Raw genomic sequence first — 22,265 nt, 5'->3', positions numbered from 1 at the left:
CAATGTCAGGAAACAGTTTTGGTAAACTTTTTACCGTTACCACCTTTGGTGAAAGCCATGGCATAGCCATTGGTGGAGTTATTGATGGTTGCCCGCCCGGGCTTGAACTTTGTGAAGCCGATTTACAGCTGGATTTAGACCGGCGCAAACCCGGCACCTCGCGGTACACCACCGCGCGTCGCGAAGACGATGAAGTCCAGATTTTATCGGGGGTATTTGAAGGTAAAACCACCGGCACCAGCATTGGCGTGTTGATTAAAAACAAAGATCAACGCAGCCAGGATTATTCCAATATCAAAGACCGCTTTCGTCCAGGCCATGCTGATTACACCTACGAACAAAAATACGGTACCCGCGATTACCGCGGCGGCGGGCGCTCATCAGCGCGTGAAACCGCGATTCGGGTGGCCGCCGGCGGCATTGCTAAAAAGTATCTTAAAGATTACTTTGGGGTACAAATTCATGGGTTTTTATCCCAGCTTGGGCCGGTAAAAATTGATGAGGTGGACCCAGCGATCACCAATACCAATCCGTTTTTTTGTCCCGATGCCTCCAAGCTGGAAGCACTGGATGAGTATATGCGCGAATTAAAAAAGTCCGGTGATTCTATTGGGGCTAAAGTCTCTGTTATCGCCACCGGGGTACCTGCCGGGTGGGGCGAGCCGGTATTTGATCGTTTGGATGCCGATATTGCCAGTGCCATGATGGGCATCAATGCGGTGAAAGGCGTGGAAATTGGTGATGGCTTCAAGGTCGTTGAACAAAAAGGTAGTGAACACCGGGATGCCCTGACGCCTCAGGGGTTTGCCAGTAATCATGCTGGTGGGGTATTGGGAGGCATTTCCTCTGGCCAGGACATCACCGTACACATGGCCTTAAAGCCCACTTCCAGTATATCTGTGCCGGGCTCCACCATTGATGTTGATGGTAATGATATAGAGATTGTAACCAAAGGCCGTCACGACCCATGTGTTGGTATACGCGCCGTGCCGATTGCCGAGGCCATGCTGGCGATAACATTGCTTGATCATTGTTTACGTCACCGGGCCCAGAATGCGCAGGTTAAAAGCCGGACGCCGCCTATCCCCGGACAGGCTAAAGAATAGGTGACCAGCCCTGCGCCTCAGGTTGTGGGGCCTGCCCACCAACCCTTAAATTTTTTGTTACTGGCCATCACCTACCTGTTGTACTTTGGGCAGCTGGGCGTACTGGTACCGTATCTGGGGATTTTCCTGGATGGTCGGGGGTTTACCTCGGCCGATATTGGTAACTTATTTGCCGTTATCACCTTGTCCCGAATTATTGGCCCTTCACTGTGGGCGAGTCTGGCAGATAAGACAGGGCGGACCGCCTTTATTCTGCGGGCCGGATGTTTACTCAGTGCCTTATCCTTTACCAGTGTCTTTTATTTTTCAGGGTTCTGGGGACTGACATTGTCATTTGGTTTGATGATGATGTTCTGGACCGCGGTGCTGCCACAGCTAGAAGTGATTACCATGCAGTCGGTAGCTCCCACCCGGGTAAGCTACGGCAAAATTCGCTTGTGGGGCAGCATCGGCTTTATTGTTTTCACCGTCGCGGTTGGTAAAGCGCTGGATGTGTTTAGCTCTGAAACCCCGGTGATCGTAAGTATGGGCGTTCTGAGTGCGTTGTTTGTCGCCTCACTGTTCATCCGCCAACCCGCCACACCGCGTTATTCAGAAGGCAATCGCGGTTCAGTATGGCGCTACGTAACCCGTCGCCCCTTTGTGGTTTTTTTGGTTAGCGCCACCCTGCTACAAATTAGCTTTGGACCTTATTACGGATTTTTCGCGCTTTATCTGCGCGACCTGCAGTACACTGGCCAACAAACCGGCTTTTTGATTGCTTTAGGTGTTGCTGCTGAAGTGGGTATCTTTTTGCTGGCCTCCCGGCTGATCAGTCGGTTTGGCGTGTGGTGGTTGTTAATGGTGTGCATGCTTGGAACGGCTGCGCGTTGGTATGCCTTTGCCAGCTTTGCCCACTACCCATGGGTCGTTATAGCGGCGCAGCTGATTCATGCGTTGAGCTTTGGCCTGACGCATGCGGCTTCAGTGCATTTTATCCACCGTTTTTTACCTGCTCAGTATCACAGCCGGGGGCAGGCATTGTATATTTCGGTGGCATTTGGTTTGGGCGGGGCATTAGGTAACTATGGGGCCGGACAACTGTGGGAGCAGGGGACCAATGCCGAGCTGACCTTTATGCTGGCCGCCTTTACCGGACTGCTAGGCGGTTTGATTATGCTGGGTTGTCGGCCTCAGCAAATGAATCATAGCGTTTCTGTGCAGGCGTAAAACATAACAAGGAATAGATATGAAAGGTCGTAGCTTAACTATGATAATTGGGTGGATAGCCTTTACCTGCCCGGTATTGGCGCAGACCACGGTGTCGAACTTATGGTTGTTTGATTTATCCTATGATGAACAGCAGCCGGTTATTGAGCATGCCCGTAAACTCACTGACACCAACAGTTATACCAACCAGCCGTATTTTTTTGCCCAGGAACAGGCACTGTATTATACCCAAAGCTATGCGGCCGGCATGGCCAGACAAACCGATATTATGAAGTTTGATATCAGCCGGGGCTTTCATCGTAATCTGACCCACACGGCTGAGTCTGAATATTCACCGACTCCTTTGCCTGAGAAAAATGGGTTTTCGGCGATTCGCGTGGATAAACAAAACAAGCAGTGGTTATGGATTTATACCCACAAAGAAAACTATCGCTTCACCGGGTTGGAGCCTATTGGATATCACGTATGGGTGAATAGCGACGAAGCATTGGCGTTTGTGCTTGGCGAAACGCATACGCTGCAGCGGCTGGCTGCAGATTTGTCACCCACCGTCATCGACAAAAATATCGGGCCCAGTCTGTGGGCAATACCCAATACGCATTTGTTTAGCTACACCAAAAATCCGGCGCCTGCCCAACAACCCTGGACCCTGATGAGTTATGACCCCAAAGCAGAAAAAACCAGTTTGCTGGTAACTTTGCCTGACGATGCCTACTACATGGCCTGGGCACCCGATGCCAAAGCCCTGACGCTGGTAGATACCCAGATTTATGCCTGGGACTTTAATGAGCCGGGCGCCGATGTAACCTTAGCGTCGGACGCTCAAACTGCCAACAGTGGTGACTGGCAGCCCTGGTTAGATCTTAAAACCTATTGCCCGGAAGGGGGCAGCCGCCTGCACATCAGTCAGGATGCTCGTCAGCTGGCGGTGGTGTGCAACGAATCCGGTTAGGCTGCATTCGATTTCCCCTGGCTGGCGGCAATGACCTCAATGGCGCCATCTTCATGCTCCTGTTCTAGCCTGACATCAAATTTCCATAGGCGATGTAGGTGGCGCATCACCTTATCTCGGGAGTCGGCCAGAGGAATGCCTTGCTGAGGGATATAACGCAAAGTAAGTGAGCGGTCACCTCGTACATCGACATTGTAAACCTGAATGTTGGGTTCCAAGTTACTGAGATTGTATTGCGCCGACAATTTTTCCCGAATCATCTGATAACCACTTTCATCATGAATGGCACTAACACTGACGTAAGGTCGGCTCGCATCGTCTTCCACCGCAAATAACCGGAAGTCACGCATCAGTTTGGGCGATAAAAACTGACTAATAAAGCTCTCATCCTTAAAGTTATGCATGGCAAAATGCACAGTATCAAGCCAGTCGCTGCCCGCAATGTCCGGTAAAAACCGATAATCTTCCTCGGTAGGGTGCTGGCAAATGCGCTTGATATCCATAAACATATTAAATCCCAGAGCATAGGGATTGATGCCTGAGTAGTAAGGACTGTTGTAGTCAGGCTGCATCACCACACTGGTATGATTGTGTAAAAACTCCAGCATAAATCTATCGGTCACCAGGCCTTCATCATACATCTGGGTCAAAATATGATAGTGCCAAAAGCACGCCCAGCCTTCATTCATTACCTGAGTTTGTTTTTGGGGATAGAAATATTGTGAGACTTTGCGAACAATACGCACCAGTTCACGTTGCCATGACTCCAGTAAGGGCGCATTTTTCTCAATAAAATACAGCAGATTTTCTTGCGGCTCCTGGGGAAAATGTGAGGTATGGGAACGCTGTTCTGCTTTAACCTCAGGAAGCGTCCGCCACAGTTCATTCACCTGCGATTGCAGGTACTCTTCACGTTGATGCTGGCGATTCATTTCTTCCTGAATGGAGATCTTTTGTGGCCGCTTGTATCGATCGACCCCGTAATTCATCAATGCATGGCACGAGTCCAGAATATCTTCCACCTCACTGGTGCCATATTTTTCTTCGCATTTGGCAATATAGTTTTTCGCAAACACCAAATAATCAATAATAGAGCTGGCATCAGTCCAGGTTTCAAAAAGATAGTTGCCTTTAAAAAAGGAATTGTGGCCATAGCAGGCATGGGCCATCACCAGCGCTTGTAAGGTAATGGTATTTTCTTCCATCAGATAAGCGATGCAGGGATCCGAGTTGATCACAATTTCATACGCCAGGCCCATCTGGCCGCGCCGGTATTGCTGCTCAGTCTGAATAAACTTTTTGCCAAACGACCAGTGGCTGTAATTGATAGGCATGCCGATACTGGCATAGGCATCCATCATCTGTTCAGCGGTGATCACCTCAATTTGATTGGGGTAGGTGTCCAGTCGAAAGTTTTTGGCGATACGGTCAATGTGAAATTCGTACTGTTCGAGTAAGTCAAAATTCCAGTCAGGGCCATCGCTAAGCGGTTGTTGTGCTTTTTGTGCCTTTGTCATAATTAACCTCCGGTGGTGGCCACCTGCTTATCGCGGGCAAAAAGTTCACGAAAGACCGGGTAGATATCGCTCACGCTTTGAATATGCTTACAGACAAAATTGTCGCACCCGGCTTCTATCGCCTGGTATTCACGCCACAAGCTTTGATGCTGGCGTTCAGTAATCTCTATGTAGGCAAAGTACCGGGTAAGCGGCAGAATATCTTTTAAAAGCAGGTTACGACAGTGAGGTGAATCGTCGGCCCAGTTGTCGCCATCGGATGCCTGCGCCCCATAAATATTCCAGTTAGAGTCGCAATAGCGATCTTTAATAATCTCATCCATTAACTTTAAAGCGCTGGAGACGATGGTACCGCCGGTTTCCTGAGAATAGAAAAACTCGTGCTCGTCGACTTCTTTGGCCTGGGTGTGATGGCGTATATACACCACTTCAACATTTTCGTAAGTACGGGTTAAAAACAAATACAGCAAGATATAAAAGCGTTTTGCCATATCTTTAGTGGTTTGATCCATTGACCCTGATACATCCATCAGACAAAACATTACTGCTTTGCTGGTGGGGATAGGGCGTTTGTCGTAGTTTTTGAAACGCAGATCAAAAGTGTCGATAAAGGGCACCCGCGCAATTTTCGCCCGCAAAGCTTCGATATCTTTTTCCAGGGCTAATATCGCCAGCGTGTTGTCGTGCTTATCATTGTGCAAGGTCTCGAGCTCGGCTTCCAGCTCCTTTAGTTTTCTGCGATCTTTACCGGTTAACGCAATACGCCGGGCGATAGACCCTTTTAATGAACGCACCACATCCAGATTACTGGGCACGCCATCCGTTTGATAGCCGGCCCGATAGGTTTCGTATTCGACCACTTTATCAAATTGCGACTTTTTCAAATTCGGCAGCGCCAGGTCATCAAACAGCAAATCCAGATATTCATCTTTGGAAATAGAAAACACAAACTCATCTTCGCCTTCACCGGAGTTACTGGCATCGCCGTCTCCCTGACCTTCGCCTTGGCCCTGTGGCGGTCGCTCAATGCGATCGCCGGCGGTGAACTGATCGTTACCCGGATGCACTACCGACCGTTTTCCTCCTTTGCCGGTATGAAACACCGGCTCGCTGATATCCCGGGTGGGAATACTGATTTTTTCGCCGCTTTCTAAATCGGTGACCGAACGATTACCCACCGCGTCAGAAACCGCGCGTTTTATTTGCTGTTTGTAGCGACGTAAAAAGCGTTGGCGATTAACAGTACTCTTGCCTTTGCTGTTCAGTCGTCGGTCGATAAAATGCGCCATACACACCTACTTGTTGTTTGCTCATAGACAGCAACTTACGAGGCTTTACGCACACGTAAGTACCACTCACAAAGCAATCTGACTTGCTTCTGGGTGTAGCCTTTTTCGGTCATGCGGTTGACAAAGTCGTCGTGTTTTTTCTTGTCTTCGGTCGATCCCTTAGTATTGAAAGAGATAACCGGTAACAGATCTTCGGTGTTAGAGAACATTTTCTTCTCAATTACAGTGCGCAGCTTTTCATAGCTGGTCCACGACGCATTTTTGCCACCATTGTTGGCCCGGGCTCGCAACACAAAATTGACAATTTCATTGCGGAAATCTTTCGGGTTAGAAATTCCCGCTGGTTTTTCGGTTTTTTCTAACTCGGCGTTAAGCGATTCGCGGTCAAACAACTGGCCGGTTTCCGGATCGCGATATTCCTGATCCTGGATCCAGAAGTCGGCATAAGTGACATACCGATCAAACAGGTTTTGGCCGTATTCAGAGTAAGACTCCAGATACGCGGTTTGAATTTCTTTGCCGATAAATTCCACATAGCGGGGTACCAGGTACCCTTTTAAAAATTCTTTGTAGCGTTCGGCGGTATCCTGTGGAAACTGCTCGCGTTCAATCTGGCGTTCTAAGACATAGAACAGGTGTACCGGGTTGGCCGCGACTTCCTGATGATCAAAGTTAAACACCCGGGATAAAATTTTGAAGGCGAAGCGGGTGGATAACCCTTGCATACCTTCATCAACACCGGCGTAATCACGGTATTCCTGATACGATTTTGCTTTAGGATCGGTATCCTTTAGGCTTTCGCCATCGTAGACTCGCATTTTGGAATACACACTGGAGTTTTCAGGCTCGTTGAGGCGAGACAAAACAGTAAACTGCGCCAGGCTTTCCAATGTGTCAGGGGCACACGGCGCGCCCGCCAGCTCGCTACTATCCAGCAATTTTCGGTAAATCTTAATTTCTTCTGACAAGCGCAGGCAGTAAGGGACTTTTACAATGTAAACCCGGTCTAAAAATGCCTCGTTGTTCTTATTGTTGCGAAAAGTTTGCCACTCTGATTCATTAGAATGGGCCAGGATCAGCCCATCAAAAGGCAGGGCCGAGAACCCTTCGGTCGGATTGTAATTGCCTTCCTGGGTAGCCGTCAGCAATGGGTGCAACACCTTGATCGGCGCTTTAAACATCTCCACAAATTCCATCAGGCCCTGGTTGGCTTTACACAGGGACCCTGAATAGCTGTAAGCGTCGGGATCATTTTGTGCATATTGTTCTAACCGACGAATGTCGACCTTGCCTACTAATGAGGAAATATCCTGATTGTTCTCATCCCCGGGTTCGGTTTTGGCGATCCCGATTTGGTCGAGTACCGAGGGGTACATCCGCACTACCTTGAATTTGGTAATATCTCCGCCAAATTCGTGCAAACGCTTGCGAGCCCAGGGCGACATAATGGTTTTCAGGTAGCGTTTCGGTACGCCGTATTCCTGTTCAAGAATACTGCCATCTTCGGCCAGATCGAACAAACAGAACGGATGGTCGTTGGTTGGCGATCCCTTGAGCATGTAAATAGGGACCTTTTGCATCAATTCTTTAAGTCGTTCAGCCAGCGAAGATTTACCGCCGCCCACCGGCCCTAGCAAGTACAGAATTTGTTTCTTTTCTTCCAGTCCCTGAGCGGCATGGCGAAGATAAGAAACAATTTGCTCAATGGCTTCTTCCATCCCATAAAACTCGCCAAAGGCAGGGTAACGCGCGATCACCCGATTTGAAAAAATACGGCTTAAGGTTGGATCATTGGATGTATCGATCATCTCAGGCTCGCCGATTGCCTGTAATAACCGTTCCGCAGAATTTGCATAAGCCGACGGATCGGTTTTGCAGATCTCCAGAAATTCCTGAATCGTAAATTCTTCTTGTTGTCGTTCTTCGTAACGATGCTGGTAATGTTCAAAAATACCCATACGTACCTCTAAGTCAAAAAACGGTCCCCCGTACTTTCAGCTTAGACGCTATTTAAAAAACCGGTACTTTTTTTGAACATATTTTGGAATAGAAAAAGCCCAATACTTCTATAATAAAATGAACTTTTTTTAATGAGTTACGTCATACAGACTTACGCGGTATAGAAAAATGTAAATGCCGATATAGCCATCATAGATGCGCACAAAATAGCAGATATAAAAAAGCCCGCTTACACAGCGGGCTTTTTCTGACGAACTTACAAACCGGAATTATTTTGCGAAGTTTTCTGCCGCAAATTCCCAGTTAAGTACCGCCCAGAAGTTTTCAAGATACTTCGGACGCGCATTACGATAGTCGATGTAATAAGCATGTTCCCACACATCACAAGTGATGATTGGCGTATACTCATTCCCTGCAACCGGCGTATCAGCATCATCAGTATTGACAATATCCAGGCTGCCATCTGATTTTTTCACCAGCCAGGTCCAGCCTGAGCCAAAATTACCTGTCGCTTTGTCATTAAATGCCGCTTTGAAATCGTCGAACGAGCCCCATTTGGACTTGATGGCATCGGCCAGTTCACCAGTAGGTTCACCGCCGCCATTCGGGCTTAGGCAATGCCAGTAAAATGTGTGGTTCCAAACCTGGGCTGCGTTATTAAACAAACCGCCATCAGCAGACTTGATAATTTCCTCAAGGCTTTGGCTTTCTTTTTCAGTACCTTCAACCAAACCGTTCAGTTTAGATACGTAGGTGGCATGGTGTTTACCATAATGATATTCCAGCGTTTCAGCTGAGATATGCGGTTCTAAAGCATTTTTTTCATAAGGTAATGCTGGTAATTCAAAAGCCATTACGAGTCTCCATGTTGGTGATAATTTAGTGTTGTGCCTGCCGCCAGGTTACGTGGTGTCAAAGCGGGGCCGCAACAACGGTCTCAACGTAATAGTTGTATATGGGCGAATTATTATAACCCAATGACAAATTTGCGAATTTACCGTTAAAATTAGGAAATTCGCCGTATTACCAGACCGGCAAAACCGGACTGCTCTGCTATTCTCATAGCGTTGTGAGCACAGATAAGATCAACGCTGGGGCAGATTTTGTCGGTCGCGTTGGTGATTGCCAAAAGGCTAGCCCCTCCCGCAATGCTACTGCTGTGTGTTATGATGTTGGCACTTGAAATTCACCCATACGGGCCACATATACCGGCTATTACCCAGTTGCCTGTAAAAGCGAGGATTTAATGGAAAACACCAACCCCGAAGCAACCGTAGATAAAATTAAAGAGCAAATTGCAGAAAATCCTATTCTGCTTTATATGAAAGGCTCACCGAAATTACCCAGCTGCGGCTTTTCGGCGCAAGCATCGCAGGCCCTGATGTCTTGTGGTGAGCAGTTTGCGTATGTTGATATTCTGCAAAACCCTGACATTCGTGCTGAATTGCCAAAATATGCCAACTGGCCTACCTTCCCGCAGTTGTGGGTAGATGGTGAACTGGTAGGTGGCTGTGACATCATTATTGAAATGTTTCAGCAAAATGAGCTTCAGCCTTTGGTAAAAGAAGCCGCTGAAAAAAGCAAAAGCGAATAAACAATTATCGTGATGTAAAAACCCGGCAGCAGCCGGGTTTTTTGTATCATTACCCCCAGACTCGCCCTGAACAATCTCATTTCATGACGGCCTGAACGCCGCTAATACAGTAATAGACAAGTCACCACACAAAATCCTCTACGCTATAAAAATAAATAATTTTTCACTTATAAATGGTTTGTTTTACTCCGCAATAGTGGCTATAACGAAGACGCTGGTTAACAAAACAGCACCAAAAACAACAAGTGAAAAATGTTTTTTTGCACCGGTAAAACCAACAATAAACAGCCGGGAACACTGCAATAAAAATTAATCCGGGGAAAAATTATATGAAAACAACTCTGTCATTACTGACTAAAAGTGTGCGTACCGTTCTGACCGCCTCCGCGGCCATGTCGGTACTGGCATTCAATACTGCGGTGGCGCAGGAGCAGGACGCCAGCGCGGAAACACCAGAAGATATGGAACAGATAGCGGTGGTCGGTACACGCGCCGCACCACGCTCAGTAGGGGAGTCGCCTGTTCCTATTGATATTATCTCTGACGAAGAATTTAAGAATCAAGGCTCCACCGACATGGTGTCGATGCTGCAAACCGTGGTGCCTTCGTTTAACGTGAACGACCAGCCAATTAACGATGCATCATCGTTGGTACGCCCGGCAAACCTGCGGGGTATGGCATCGGATCACACGCTGGTGCTGGTTAATGGCAAGCGTCGGCATCGCTCAGCGGTAATCACCTTTTTAGGTGGTGGTTTATCCGATGGTGCCCAGGGCCCGGATATTTCAGTGATTCCAGCGGTAGCGCTTAAACAGGTTGAAGTACTTCGGGACGGCGCCGCTGCGCAGTATGGCTCTGATGCCATTGCCGGAGTGATCAACTTTGTCCTAAAAGACAATGACGACAGTGGGGTGGTGGAAGCTCGCTATGGCTCTTATTACGAGGGCGATGGTGACATGATGCAGATCTCAGGCAATGTCGGCTTACCTATGAGCGATGATGGTTTTATTAACCTAAGCGCTGAATACCGAACCGCAGACCCCACATCACGTAGCGTGCAACGTGATGATGCTGCCGGCCTTGTGGCGGCAGGTAATACATTTGTAGCGAACCCGGCGCAGATTTGGGGTAATCCCGAAATCAAAGATGACATCAAATTATTTGCCAACGCCGGGCTTGATTTAGGCAACGACGCCGAAGCCTATATCTTTGGTAACTACGCCGAACGAGAAGTCGAAGGTGGCTTCTATTATCGTAACCCGCATACCCGTGGTGGGGTCAATGATGGCGGCGTTGACGAAGATGGTACACCGTTGTTATTGGTGGGCGATTTAGATGGCCTGAACACCGGTGTTGAATGTCCTACCGTACGCATCAGCGATGGCAATGTGTTAGATGATGCGGATTATGGCCTGATTGCCGACAACTCCACGGCGGTTGGCGCCAACTGTTTTGCCTTTAACGAATTATTTCCTGGTGGGTTTACCCCACGCTTTGGTGGCACCATTACCGATATGTCGCTGGTGTTTGGTACCCGCGGTGAACTGGATAACGATGTGACCTATGATGTCAGCGTGAATCTGGGCCAGAATGAGGTCGATTTTGCCATTTCAAATACAGTGAACCCCTCATTAGGTCCTAACACGCCCACCTCATTTAAACCTGGTCGTTATACCCAGTCAGAACAAACCTTTGATTTTGGTCTGACCAAGCCTTTTGATGTGGGTATGGATGACCCGCTGTTTGTCGCTGGTGGCTTCCAGTATCGTCACGAAACCTATGAAAGCTTTGCGGGTGACCCGGCTTCCTACGAAATCGGGCCACTAGGTTCACAAGGCTTCGGGATTGGTTCAAATGGCTTTCCGGGCTTATCTGCGCGCAGTCAGGGTGAGTCCTCACGCCACAACATTGCCTTTTACCTAGATGCTGAAATGTATCTGACCGAAGACTTTCTGATTGCCGGTGCGGTGCGTTACGAAGACTTCTCAGATTTTGGTGACACCACCAAAGGCAAAATCTCGGCGCGCTGGCAGGCCACCGACACCATTGCATTTCGGGGTGCCTTCTCTACTGGCTTTAAAGCCCCGACCATCGGCCAGAGTAATGTGCGTAACGTAACTACGGCCTTTGGTACCGATGGTGAGCTTATTGACCGTGCCACCCTGCCGCCAACTGATCCTATCTCAGTACAAAAAGGCGGCAGCGTGTTAACGCCTGAAGAGTCTGAGAGCATGAGCTTCGGGGTAGTGGCGCAGTTTGATAATGGCTTATTCCTGACCGCCGACTATTACAATATTGAGTTGACTGACCGTATCAGTACCACCTCCGGTATCAAACTCACGCCTGAAGATATTGCTACCTTATTGGCGCAGGGCGTCAGTGATGCCTCTAGCTTTACTGAAGTCAGCTTCTTCACTAACGACTTTGATACCACCACGGAAGGGGTGGATTTGGTGGCCAACTACAGCCACGAAATGTTTGGCGGTGATACCAAATACTCACTGGCCTACAACTGGACGTCGACCGAAGTGGATCAGGCCTCTGATAACATCTCGGCTGATCGTATCAGAATGCTGGAAAACAACCTGCCCGCGGTACGCTGGAGTCTGACTGCGAATCACACTAATGGCGACTGGCGGATGCTGGGCCGGGTGAACTACTTCGGCAGTATTTATGAAGACCATTTGGACTCAGCATTGCCAATTGATGACATCGGCAGTGAGTTCACCCTGGATCTGGAACTGGCGTATCACTTTAGTGAACAGCTGCAGGTTGTGGTTGGGGCGAAAAATGCGCTGGATGAGTACCCTGATGAAAATGTTTTGTACGACACTGAGGTAGCGGGTGCTGCTTATCCGGTAACCTCACCGGTAGGCATCAACGGCGGCTTCTATTATCTGCGGGGCATTTACACCTTCTGATTATAGCTGGTTGATAAAGCAGGGGCATTTATGCCTCTGCTTTACGGGTAAGTCTTAAGCTTTTGCCAACTACCGCGGTGAGGGCTTACCCGTAAAGCAGGTCTGGATCGGGTATTGTAGGGCGCTGGCAATCCGGCGAAAAAAGATGACAAACCGTAAGGGCTGCTGCATTATTAGGCAGATTTTTTCAAGGCATATCTGACGCACCCTATGACACAGAAGTCGAACCTGGCGGATACGTATATCAGGTACCGCTCAAAGTTAATGCGCGCAATCAGTAATATGGTCAGCAAAGACGATATTGAAGACATTGTGCAAGAAGCATTTATCAAAAGTTATGAGGCTGGTCTGAATCAGGACATTCAGTACGAGCGAACCTATATGCTGAAAACGGTAAGGAATCTGGCGCTAAATCATGTTACCAGTGCGGCCAGTCAGTTAAATGATGCCGTCGAAAATATGGATGCGTTGCCCCACGATCTGGTTGGGCATAGCCTGGAAAAAAATTTAGAAAGCAAAGAGCGTTTTATCAACTTTTGTCGTGCTACCGATACCCTTTCTGCCGATGTTAAACGTGTATTTCTACTAAAAAAAGTATACGAAATGAAGCAAAAAGACATCGCTGAACTGGTGGGGCTGAGTGAAAGTACGGTAGAAAAACATGTCGCGAAGGGGCTATTGCTATGTTCCCGTTATCTGGCTGGGCTAGCCAATAATGAGACACCTTCGGGCTCATCATCCAGCAGTCAGGGTGTGCGAAGCCGATGAATAATGTGCGTCAGTTTACCAGTAAAGAAGATATTTATGAGCAGGCTTCGTTATGGATAAGCCGTATTGACCGTGGTTTAACCGAGCCTGAAAAACAACAACTGCAAATATGGGTGGCGTCCAGCAATGGCCACCGGCGCATATTGGCCGAGTTGGCCGAGTTGTGGGACGACATGAGTGTACTTACTGAACTCAATACGCTGCTGTCTGAGCAGGTTACCCGGCCCCGTAAGCACCAATGGGCTGGCAAATTTGTACGGCAAACCCGATATGGAGCGGCGGCGGTGATGTGCACCGTATTGCTGCTGGGCCTGGTTTCTGACTGGTCCTGGCTTCTGGGCCAGGATACCAATCTGGCGCAAACCAGCCGCCGGGTAGCTACCGCTATTGGTGAGCAGCGTTCGGTCAAGCTGGCTGACGGCAGTATTGTGCAACTTAATACCAACTCGATTATCAACATTGATTTTAGCGGCAATATACGTCGTATTGAATTGCAAAAAGGCGAAGCGCATTTTGCGGTAGCCCACGATCATTACCGGCCCTTTGTGGTGGTTGCGGGTAACAACACCGTAACCGCCATCGGCACTGCCTTTAATATGCAGTATACCGACACCAGTGCCTTTGAGCTGGTGGTTACTGAAGGTAAAGTATTAGTACGCAATAAGTCTGCACAAGGCCAGCTCAGTGATGCCACGGCTCTGATAAATCCTGATGCCAGTAATGCTGGTCAATTGCTGGTTTCAGGTGAAAAAGCCAGCATACAGGGGCAGGTCAGTAAGCGGCATAATATGACCACCGATGCCATGCAGCAGGATTTAGCATGGCAGCAAGGCATGATTGTGTTTAAAGGTGAGGCATTAGAAGATGCATTAAAGGAAATAGGCCGCTATACCCCGGTAACCTTCAAAATTGCAGACCCGGCCCTGCGCACCAAACGGGTGGCAGGCTACTTCAAGGTGGGTGATATCAGCGGTTTGTTGTTTGCCCTCAAAAACAGTTTCAATATTGAACACACCCGCACCAATGGCATGACTATCGAATTAACCGAGATGAACGCCGCCGCACCGCCGCCGGTTCACAGTAGCTAAGTTGACCGCCAGCCAGACAATTTTTTTGTCATGAGAGGCAATGTATTGTCATTCGCATATGTGTTGTGACAAGATAACCAAAAGTTTTGGGATCTTTTGGTACGTGCATTTCTGGTTTGCGGCATTATCTGACAGTGTTTTTGCCTGGTTTAATTACACCTTTAAGGTCAGGCAAAGGTATTTGCTTACGGACGTCTGTTGGTAAGTATGTATAGATTTGGCAGATGGCTGGTTGCATTGTGTTTAGCTGGCATGACAGCGTTGCCGGTACTGGCAAAACAAACCTACGAATTCTCCATACAGGCAAAAAGTGCTGATGAAGCGCTTACCGAATTTGCCCGTCAGGCCGATACCACCTTACTGTTTTCCTACGAACTGGCACAACAAGTCAATGCGAATGCTCTGACCGGCAGCTTTACGCTGCAAGAAGGCCTTCAGGCGTTATTAAAAGGGACCGAACTGGCCGTGCAGGTGGATGCACGGGGTATGCTCACGGTAAAGCACATCGATGACATCGCTCGTGCTGCCACGCCGATAACCAAACATCAGCCTGATGCCGATGACGAGAATACTTTTGCCCTTGAGCGTATCGCCATTGTTGGGTCACGCAACGCCCCTCGCACGGTGGTGTCTTCAGCGGTGCCGCTGGATATTCTCACCGAAGATACCTTTAAAGCCCAGGCGGGCGCTGACTTATTAGGCATGCTGGCCTCCGCCGTTCCCTCCTTGAATGTTAATGATCAGCCAATTAATGATGCCACCAGTCTGGTGCGTCCGGCGAACCTGCGGGGAATGGCCTCTGATCACACGTTACTGTTGTTAAACGGTAAGCGCCGCCACCGTTCGGCCGTGATTACATTTTTAGGCGGTGGATTGTCAGACGGCGCCCAGGGGCCGGATATCTCAGTGTTACCGGCCAGTGCGATGAAGCAGGTTGAAGTGTTGCGCGACGGGGCTGCGGCCCAATATGGCTCAGATGCCATTGCCGGGGTGATAAATTTTGTTTTAAAAGAAGCCGATGAAGGCGGCAGCGTCGCCCTCAAAACCGGACAGTATGGTGCCGGTGACGGAGAATTGGTGCAGGTACAGGCGAACATAGGCATGCCGATGACAGCGAACGGCTTTGCTAATCTGTCAGCAGAATATCGTGAGCAGAAGCCCACCTCGCGGTCAGTGCAGCGAGACGATGCGCAGGCTTTGATGGACGCGGGTAATACTCAGGTTGCCAATCCTGCCCAGATATGGGGCTCGTTGGCGGTAGATTACGACTGGAAGCTGGCGGCAAACCTTGGATACGATATCAGCCCAAAGCATCAGCTTTATGCGTTTGCTAATGCAGCGAAACGCCAAACCGGTGGCGGCTTTTATTATCGGCACCCGCATTTACGAAGCGGGGTATTTAGCCAGCCGCAGGGGGAGGGGCTGCAGTTACTGGTGGCCGACCTGGATGGTCTGAATAGCGGTATTGAGTGTCCGACCATTCCAATCACTCTTGCCAACGTGCTGGACCAGGCCGACTACCAGCGCATAGCAGACAACAGCACGCCAGTAGGCGCTAACTGCTTTGCCTTTAACGAATGGTTTGCCGGCGGCTTTACACCTCGTTTCGGCGGTACCATTGAAGATGCCTCATTATTTGCAGGCATAGAAGGACAGCTATCTTCACAGTGGCAATATGATGTCAGTTTTGGGGCTGGTTATTCGCATATCGCGTATGAGCTATTGGGCACGGTAAACCCGTCTCTTGGCCCTGCCTCCCCCTTGAACTTTTCGCCCGGCGCAGTCGCGCAGGTTGAGCGCACTTTTAATGCTGATATCGCCGGTCCGGTGGCCGCTGGGTTACCAGAGCCGGTGTATTTGGGCGTAGGGGTGGAATGGCGACGCGAGACCTACCATCAGCGCGCGGGCGAGCCGCTGTCCTGGCAGGCCGGGCCGTATGCCTTCAACCCAGCTACCGGCACTTCGCAGGGCTTTAGCATAGGGTCTAATGGTTTTCCGGGTTACCAGCCGCAGTCGGCGGGTCACTGGAGTCGGCACAACTGGGCCTTATACGCCGATGCGGAAAGCCAGCTGCACACTAATCTGGAGGCGGGACTGGCGGTGCGACTGGAGCACTATTCTGACTTTGGCAGCACCTTTGATGGCAAACTTAGCGGCCGTTGGCAGCTAAGTGATACTTACGCACTGCGAGGCTCCGTCAGTACTGGCTTTAAAGCACCCACGGTGGGACAAAGTAATGTGGTGAATGTGACCACCGCGTATTCGGCACAGGGTCTCCAGGACCAGGCAACCTTACCGCCCACCCATCCTATTTCCCAACAACTGGGGGCCAGTGCGCTGCGGCCGGAGCGTTCGGTAAACATCAGTCTGGGCGCCGTGGCGATGTGGAGCGAGCAGTTTTATCTGACGCTGGACTACTTCAATATTAAGCTGAAAAACCGCATCAGTACGACCTCCGCGATTGCCCTGACGGCCAGTGATATAGCCCGTCTGGAGCGCCAAGGAGTTAACGGCGTTGCAGAATATGCCGCGGCCAAATATTTTACCAACGATTTTGACACTCACACCCAGGGGCTGGATGTGGTTTTAAATTACAGCTTTCTCAGCGGCCCAATAACTCATGAGATCACCGCGGCCTATAACTGGACCCACACCGAAGTAGACCGGGTGACCCTGTATCCGGCAAAAACCAGCCAGGGCCAGCCTGCCTTTGCCCCTAACCTGACCGCGGCGCGCATAAACATGCTGGAAAATAACTTACCGGCCCACCGGGCTACGGTCACCCTGAAGCAATACTGGGAAACCTTTTCGGTGTTTTGGCGGGCGGGCTATTATGGCAGTTATTATGAAGATCATTTAGATGCGGCCGCCGGACTGGATATTGATGGCAAGCCGATGTTTACCCTGGATTTAGAGCTAAGCTGGTTGTGGACCGAGCAACTAACCCTGGCTTTAGGGGCAAAAAATATATTTGATACCAGTCCGCAATTGAACCCGTACCGGGGAGAGGTTGGGGCGCAATATCCTGCCACAGCGCCGGGGGGAATTAATGGCGGCTTTTACTACGGCGAAGTTCGATATACATTTTGATGCGAGGTATGGGGTAAGACCGTTACACGCGGTATTAACAGACTTCGCGGAATAAGGATTCGTCGATTATGGTCGAATCGATGATTTGCTGCGTCATACTGATGCATTTGCCACACTGACTGCCAATCTCCATGACCTCACGAAGTTCACGCAAATTACCCGCACCATGATCTTCTACCGCCTGCATAATTGCTTTGTCTGTTACGCCGTAGCACATACATACGTACATCAATAAAACCTCGTGATTACTATATAAATGATAATAATTGCTATTTGCACTCAATGCAAGACAGATTGGGATGAAAATCATTCGCGTTTGCATGAAAAATTATTGGGGTATTTTTGAGCGCTTGAGCGGTGGGCTATACCGACAGAGTAATCACTAACTAAAAGCTGCAAGAAAAGAAAATTATTAAGCTTGAGTGCCATTAAAAAAAATCTCCGCTTCCGGGGCCTGGAAAGCGGGGAAAAACGGCAATCTTTGATTGTTTGCCACGCTCAGGCTGGCAGGACCGGCTTGCTGCTTCCCGTACTGGCCGCCGGCTAGCCAACGGCTTCAGGCGGGTGGGTTGTCGGTATCTGAGACAGAGGTGTCGGCAGCCTTTTTTTGTTTGCTGTCATCATCACTGTCTGGCACCGGCAGCGGCCAGCCTCCTAATGCTTTGTAACGATTCACCATATAGCAAAACAGCTCGGCGGTGCGTTGCGTATCATAAAGCGCGCTGTGGGCTTCGCTTTGGTCAAACGCAATACCGGCAGCACGGCATGCTTTAACCAGCACGGTCTGACCCAACGCCAGACCGGCCAGGCTGGTGGTGTCAAATGACACAAACGGGTGGAACGGAGTGCGTTTAATATTGCTGCGCTCAATGGCGGCATTTACAAAGCTTTGATCGAAGGTAGCGTTGTGCGCCACAATCACCGAACGCTGACATCCTGCCGCTTTTTGCGCTTTTCGAATGGTTTTGCATAAGTCTTTCATAGCCTGGGTTTCATCAACGGCTCCGCGCAATGCACAGTGGGGATCAATGCCGTTAAACTCCAGTGCCGCGGGCTCAAGGTTGGCGCCCTCAAAGGGTTCTACATGTGCATGAAAGGTTTGATCAGGCACCAGGTTGCCATCTTTATCCATGGTCAGGGTGACGGCTGCTATCTCAAGTAGGGCGTCGGTAGCAGCATTAAAGCCGGCGGTTTCCACATCAATGACAACGGGAAAGTAACCGCGAAAGCGCGTGGATAAGGTGGTGTTATCGTCTGACATAATTCCTCTGAAGACAGGCAAAATAATTTCGGTTTCAACGGATAACTCCGCTAAAAGCACGAACCGCGGTAAATTATCTCAGTAATGGCCGGGCATATCCAGCTTTGCTCTCGCGCGCGCCGATAGCTGACAACTCCGGTAACGATGTAAATGTGTGCTAAACTTTTTTTGATTAATGACGATATCTTAAACATAGAATGTAGCACGGTGTATAAAGATGAACTTCAGGCAAGGCTTAATAATTGCGGTAAGCTTTCTGTGCAGTCTGTCCGCGACAGGCGCAATGCGTCAGTACTCTGCCACTGTGGAAAGCTCCGACTGGATCCTGGCAGGCCAGTCCAGATTGCAATGTGAGCTGAGTCACAAGGTCCCCGGTTACGGTGAAGCTAAGTTTGTCAGTGTGGCTTCAAAGCAGCTGAATATGGAATTTGATATGCAGATGGCGCTGCTCCCAAAGAAGTTTTCTGTCGCTTCGGTTTACGCGGTGCCGCCAAAATGGATGCCTGGCCAGGCGCCACGTAAAATTGCCAATATGCAGTTACGCAAGCAATACCACGGGGATTTGCCTGAAGAGGCTGCCTGGACCATGCTCAGCGAACTGCAAAAAGGATTTTGGCCAACCCTGTATTATCAGGATTGGTATAACCGCCATGATAAAGTCGCGGTGGCGTTAAATGCCAGCAATTTCAGACCCACCTATCATGAGTTTGTCCAGTGCGTGTCGCAATTGCTGCCGTACAGTTTTGATGATATTGCTTATACCGTGCTTTCTTATGAAAAAAACAGTACTGAGCTTACCAAATATTCCCAGAAGCGGCTGACCATGATTGGTGAGTATTTGAAGGAAGACAACAACCTCGAGCTGGTGTTATTAGATGGGTATACCGACAGCTACGGTGGCCGGTGGACCAATGAGCAGCTTTCTGAAAAACGGGCCGGCGAGGTTAAAGGCTACCTTACTGCACTGGGGGTGGCGGATGACCGTATCGAAATTACCGGACACGGCGAAAAGCGTCATATCGCCTCTAATACTACCAGCGATACCCGGGCATTAAACCGGCGGGTGGTGGTGCGGCTGTCAAAAGGCTAATCAGCTGCACTATGACTAAGCCGGGCTTTGACTGCCGGCACTTGATCGGTAAACAGACCATCGGCTTTAAGGGTATGTTGTAAATAATGAATCAGCGAGCGACCGCTGAGATTATCCGGCAAAGCATCTTGACGATAGGTATAGGGATGGATTGTTAAGCCGTGTTGCCGGGCTATCGCCACCCATGCAGGTACTTCAAGATCATTGCTGGCAGAGGTTTGTTCATATATTTGCGGCAACCACGGACCTAACCCATCTGCTACCTTAGCTACCTGCGCCAGTCCGGCACGGCTCATCAGCCAGTCATAGTCGGTAGCAGATTCATTCCAACTGTTTTCGCCTACCAGCTGGAGCAGCTGCCCTTTGTACTCCAGGTTTGTTCTTATGCGGCGGATTTCAGCAAAATCAAAGCATTGCAGTACTACTGACATATCCGGGCCACCTGATGCTGAATAAGCGTTATAACCGCGTCAGAAATATCCACACCCTGACGCCGGTGCCATGCAGGCGCTTTAATCTCAACATATAACCCGATATTGACTGCAAACTGACGATTCAGCTGGGTAATAAGCTCAATATGCTCCACCAGAGTAGCGATGCGAAAGCCACCACTGTCTCCCTGATAACGCTGGCTGAATACCGCTTCGCCCTGCGAATTATGCCGTTCATGAATACTTAACTGACGTAGTTCGGCCAGCGTAAAGTCGATGGCATAGAAGTGTTGGTCGGCGCGGTGACGATCGGGAAAAACCTGCTCAACATTGGTCACATCCTGCAATTGAACATCATGCAAGACCACCGGAATATGGTCTTTGGTCATCACCACATCCTGTTCAATGAAGTCAGGGCCCTGACTATGGGCGAGGGTGGCTGCCGCCAGAGTATGTTCAGGCAGATATCCTGAGGCCCCACGGTGCGCAATGATTTCAAAACCTGCGCACACGGGGGCATAAAGCGAGCAAGCAATTATCAGTGTTCTGACCCACGCCAGCATCATAAAGTAGTCCTTTTTAATATTTAAAGCCTTAAAAACCCCACATACCGATATTTTCGATTTTTAGCCGGCGAGGTTGTTTAAGTAAAAACAGTAAGGTACTGGCAATATCCTCGTTTTGCACCAACCCTTCATCAATCGCCTCGTCAGAACTGCGATGTGACGGAATTAATGCCGGGTTTAAAGAGTGAACATGAATGTTATGCTCCCGCACCTCTTCCTGTAGCGCTTTTGCCAGACCGACCAGAGCAAACTTCGACGCGCAGTAAACTCCGGCATTGGCGTAACCATTGAGCGCCGCCTGCGAAGCAATGTTTACGATATAACCAGACTGTTGCGATATCATGACAGGCACCACTTTTCTGGCCAGCAGAAAAGGTCCTTTCACATTGGTTTCCATCACCTCGTCCCAGTCTGTTTCACTGGCTTCCCATACCCGGGTTTGCTTGCCAAAGCCGCTGTTGTTGATCAGCACATCGATACGGTTAAAACGTTGCGTAACCTCATCTACGAAGGTTTCCACCTCTTCAGCCTGGCTAACATCACACTCCTGCCAGAATAGCTGTTCAGGGTAAGTTGTTGACAGCCGTTGACCTTCTTTTTAAAGCGCGATGCCGTCGCGGCCACAAATCGCAACCTGCATGCCTTGCGCGAGTAGTGATTCGGTGAGCGTCAGGCCCAGGCCTTTGGCGCCGCCGGTAACGATAGCAACCTTGTTTTTCAATATAAATGTGGGTGTCATTAAGCCATGCCTGTTAATTAAAAGGCCCAGCCTAAGTGAAGCCAGGTTTCACCGCTATTAACATACGTATGCGAAAGGCATGTTAGTAAGCGATACCGCTTTGGAAATATATTTACAACGCCTGGAATCAGGTAAAGGAGATAGAACCAGCACATGGCGTCCTGAACATGGACACTCACCAAAGTCACTCGTCCTGAATATGGACACTCACCTAATTTTAGGTATGGACACCCACTAACACCCAATCACGGCGTCCAACATCGTCCAACATGGACACCCACCAAAGCCTGCGATACCCCTGCAACCCTCAGAGTTATAAAAGTTATGTTTCCTAGGTCAGGGGGATATGTACAGCGCCTGGCTATTCACCCTACGGTTATTGAGCAATAAAGTGGGTGTCCATAGAGTCTGTTAGAAAGTGAGTGTCCACGAAATCTATGCACGAAATCTAAGTGTCCATGAAACCTGCTGGCTGTTTGTGCAGCATAATACCGCCGCAAATCTTGTGTTTTGGATTGGTAGATGCTTCCGATATGTGCTTTAGGGGTATGCAGCACTTCGGGAGCGCCCTTTAAATAGAGAGCGCTCATTTTGCATCGCCGAAAAAGGGTGGTAAGTAAAAGCAGGCGGCGACGGTGAGGGTTAGCGCTCAGGCGCCAGACTTGAGTTGTGCTCAAATGTCCAT

The 22,265-nt window shown here is 49.4% G+C and carries 19 protein-coding genes; 9 read left to right on the top strand and 10 right to left on the bottom strand.

What is annotated here, in order from left to right; all coding sequences use genetic code 11:
• Nucleotides 1–2 precede the first annotated feature (2 nt).
• Genes aroC through IT774_RS11830 form a run of 3 tightly spaced genes read left to right on the top strand, consistent with a single transcriptional unit; the run spans nt 3 to nt 3,267 of the window.
• A complete protein-coding gene (gene aroC, locus IT774_RS11840; RefSeq protein ID WP_195809948.1) occupies nt 3–1,106 on the top strand; it encodes a chorismate synthase in 1,104 nt (367 codons plus the stop codon).
• The gene (locus tag IT774_RS11835) at nt 1,107–2,315 is read left to right on the top strand and encodes an MFS transporter (RefSeq protein ID WP_195809947.1); all 1,209 of its coding nucleotides are present in this window, start codon (nt 1,107–1,109) and stop codon (nt 2,313–2,315) included.
• A 19-nt stretch (nt 2,316–2,334) separates the two neighbouring features.
• On the top strand, nt 2,335–3,267 hold the full coding sequence (locus IT774_RS11830; RefSeq protein ID WP_195809946.1) for a hypothetical protein: 933 nt from the start codon (nt 2,335–2,337) through the stop codon (nt 3,265–3,267).
• Here IT774_RS11830 and IT774_RS11825 read toward each other — a convergent pair.
• The 4 genes from IT774_RS11825 to IT774_RS11810 form a co-directional block, all read right to left on the bottom strand.
• Nucleotides 3,264–4,784, bottom strand: coding sequence for a SpoVR family protein (locus tag IT774_RS11825; protein ID WP_195809945.1), 1,521 nt, complete (start codon nt 4,782–4,784; stop codon nt 3,264–3,266). The two genes, IT774_RS11830 and IT774_RS11825, sit on opposite strands and share 4 nt — an antisense overlap.
• 2 nt (nt 4,785–4,786) lie before the next feature.
• A complete protein-coding gene (locus IT774_RS11820; protein ID WP_195809944.1) occupies nt 4,787–6,073 on the bottom strand; it encodes a YeaH/YhbH family protein in 1,287 nt (428 codons plus the stop codon).
• Nucleotides 6,074–6,108: 35 nt separating this feature from the next.
• The gene (locus IT774_RS11815; protein ID WP_195809943.1) at nt 6,109–8,031 is read right to left on the bottom strand and encodes a PrkA family serine protein kinase; all 1,923 of its coding nucleotides are present in this window, start codon (nt 8,029–8,031) and stop codon (nt 6,109–6,111) included.
• Between the two features lie 270 nt (nt 8,032–8,301).
• Nucleotides 8,302–8,886 carry a superoxide dismutase gene (locus IT774_RS11810; protein WP_195809942.1) on the bottom strand — a complete coding sequence of 195 codons (585 nt, stop codon included), beginning with the start codon at nt 8,884–8,886 and terminating at the stop codon, nt 8,302–8,304.
• Between the two features lie 392 nt (nt 8,887–9,278).
• Between IT774_RS11810 and IT774_RS11805 the strand changes: the two genes are divergently transcribed.
• From IT774_RS11805 to IT774_RS11785, 5 genes are all read left to right on the top strand, one after another.
• Nucleotides 9,279–9,626 carry a Grx4 family monothiol glutaredoxin gene (locus tag IT774_RS11805; protein WP_195809941.1) on the top strand — a complete coding sequence of 116 codons (348 nt, stop codon included), beginning with the start codon at nt 9,279–9,281 and terminating at the stop codon, nt 9,624–9,626.
• A gap of 329 nt (nt 9,627–9,955) precedes the next feature.
• Nucleotides 9,956–12,547, top strand: coding sequence for a TonB-dependent receptor plug domain-containing protein (locus IT774_RS11800; RefSeq protein ID WP_195809940.1), 2,592 nt, complete (start codon nt 9,956–9,958; stop codon nt 12,545–12,547).
• Nucleotides 12,548–12,757: 210 nt separating this feature from the next.
• On the top strand, nt 12,758–13,315 hold the full coding sequence (locus IT774_RS11795) for an RNA polymerase sigma factor (RefSeq protein ID WP_195809939.1): 558 nt from the start codon (nt 12,758–12,760) through the stop codon (nt 13,313–13,315).
• A complete protein-coding gene (locus IT774_RS11790; protein WP_195809938.1) occupies nt 13,312–14,403 on the top strand; it encodes a FecR family protein in 1,092 nt (363 codons plus the stop codon). The genes IT774_RS11795 and IT774_RS11790 overlap by 4 nt, the downstream gene beginning before the upstream one ends.
• Nucleotides 14,404–14,610: 207 nt before the next feature.
• Nucleotides 14,611–17,493: a TonB-dependent receptor gene (locus IT774_RS11785; protein ID WP_195809937.1), complete on the top strand. Its 2,883-nt coding sequence runs from the start codon at nt 14,611–14,613 to the stop codon at nt 17,491–17,493.
• Between the two features lie 34 nt (nt 17,494–17,527).
• On the opposite strand, the gene IT774_RS11780 is transcribed toward IT774_RS11785, so the two are convergent.
• Both IT774_RS11780 and rnt read right to left on the bottom strand, forming a co-directional pair.
• Complete coding sequence (locus tag IT774_RS11780; protein ID WP_195809936.1) at nt 17,528–17,722, bottom strand: (2Fe-2S)-binding protein; 195 nt, start codon at nt 17,720–17,722, stop codon at nt 17,528–17,530.
• A gap of 327 nt (nt 17,723–18,049) precedes the next feature.
• Nucleotides 18,050–18,754: a ribonuclease T gene (gene rnt / locus IT774_RS11775; RefSeq protein WP_195809935.1), complete on the bottom strand. Its 705-nt coding sequence runs from the start codon at nt 18,752–18,754 to the stop codon at nt 18,050–18,052.
• A 217-nt stretch (nt 18,755–18,971) separates the two neighbouring features.
• On the opposite strand from rnt, the gene IT774_RS11770 reads away from it, so the two are divergent.
• Nucleotides 18,972–19,844 (top strand): flagellar protein MotY, encoded by an 873-nt coding sequence (locus IT774_RS11770; protein ID WP_195809934.1) that lies wholly within the window; start codon nt 18,972–18,974, stop codon nt 19,842–19,844.
• Here IT774_RS11770 and IT774_RS17790 read toward each other — a convergent pair.
• The 4 genes from IT774_RS17790 to IT774_RS17905 are packed head-to-tail and all read right to left on the bottom strand — an operon-like array spanning nt 19,841 to nt 21,580.
• Nucleotides 19,841–20,275 carry a glycerophosphodiester phosphodiesterase family protein gene (locus tag IT774_RS17790; protein ID WP_269749767.1) on the bottom strand — a complete coding sequence of 145 codons (435 nt, stop codon included), beginning with the start codon at nt 20,273–20,275 and terminating at the stop codon, nt 19,841–19,843. The genes IT774_RS11770 and IT774_RS17790 overlap by 4 nt on opposite strands.
• Nucleotides 20,266–20,841: a glycerophosphodiester phosphodiesterase family protein gene (locus tag IT774_RS17785; protein WP_269749766.1), complete on the bottom strand. Its 576-nt coding sequence runs from the start codon at nt 20,839–20,841 to the stop codon at nt 20,266–20,268. Before IT774_RS17785 ends, IT774_RS17790 begins: the two co-directional genes overlap by 10 nt.
• 28 nt (nt 20,842–20,869) lie before the next feature.
• On the bottom strand, nt 20,870–21,424 hold the full coding sequence (locus IT774_RS11760; protein ID WP_332308892.1) for an SDR family oxidoreductase: 555 nt from the start codon (nt 21,422–21,424) through the stop codon (nt 20,870–20,872).
• Between the two features lie 15 nt (nt 21,425–21,439).
• Complete coding sequence (locus tag IT774_RS17905; RefSeq protein ID WP_332308843.1) at nt 21,440–21,580, bottom strand: SDR family NAD(P)-dependent oxidoreductase; 141 nt, start codon at nt 21,578–21,580, stop codon at nt 21,440–21,442.
• Between the last annotated feature and the right edge of the window lie 685 nt (nt 21,581–22,265).

The organism is Salinimonas marina, assembly GCF_015644725.1.
GTDB lineage: Bacteria > Pseudomonadota > Gammaproteobacteria > Enterobacterales > Alteromonadaceae > Alteromonas.
Note: the sequence above shows the minus strand (reverse complement) of the source record. Positions and strands in the feature narration are given on the sequence as shown.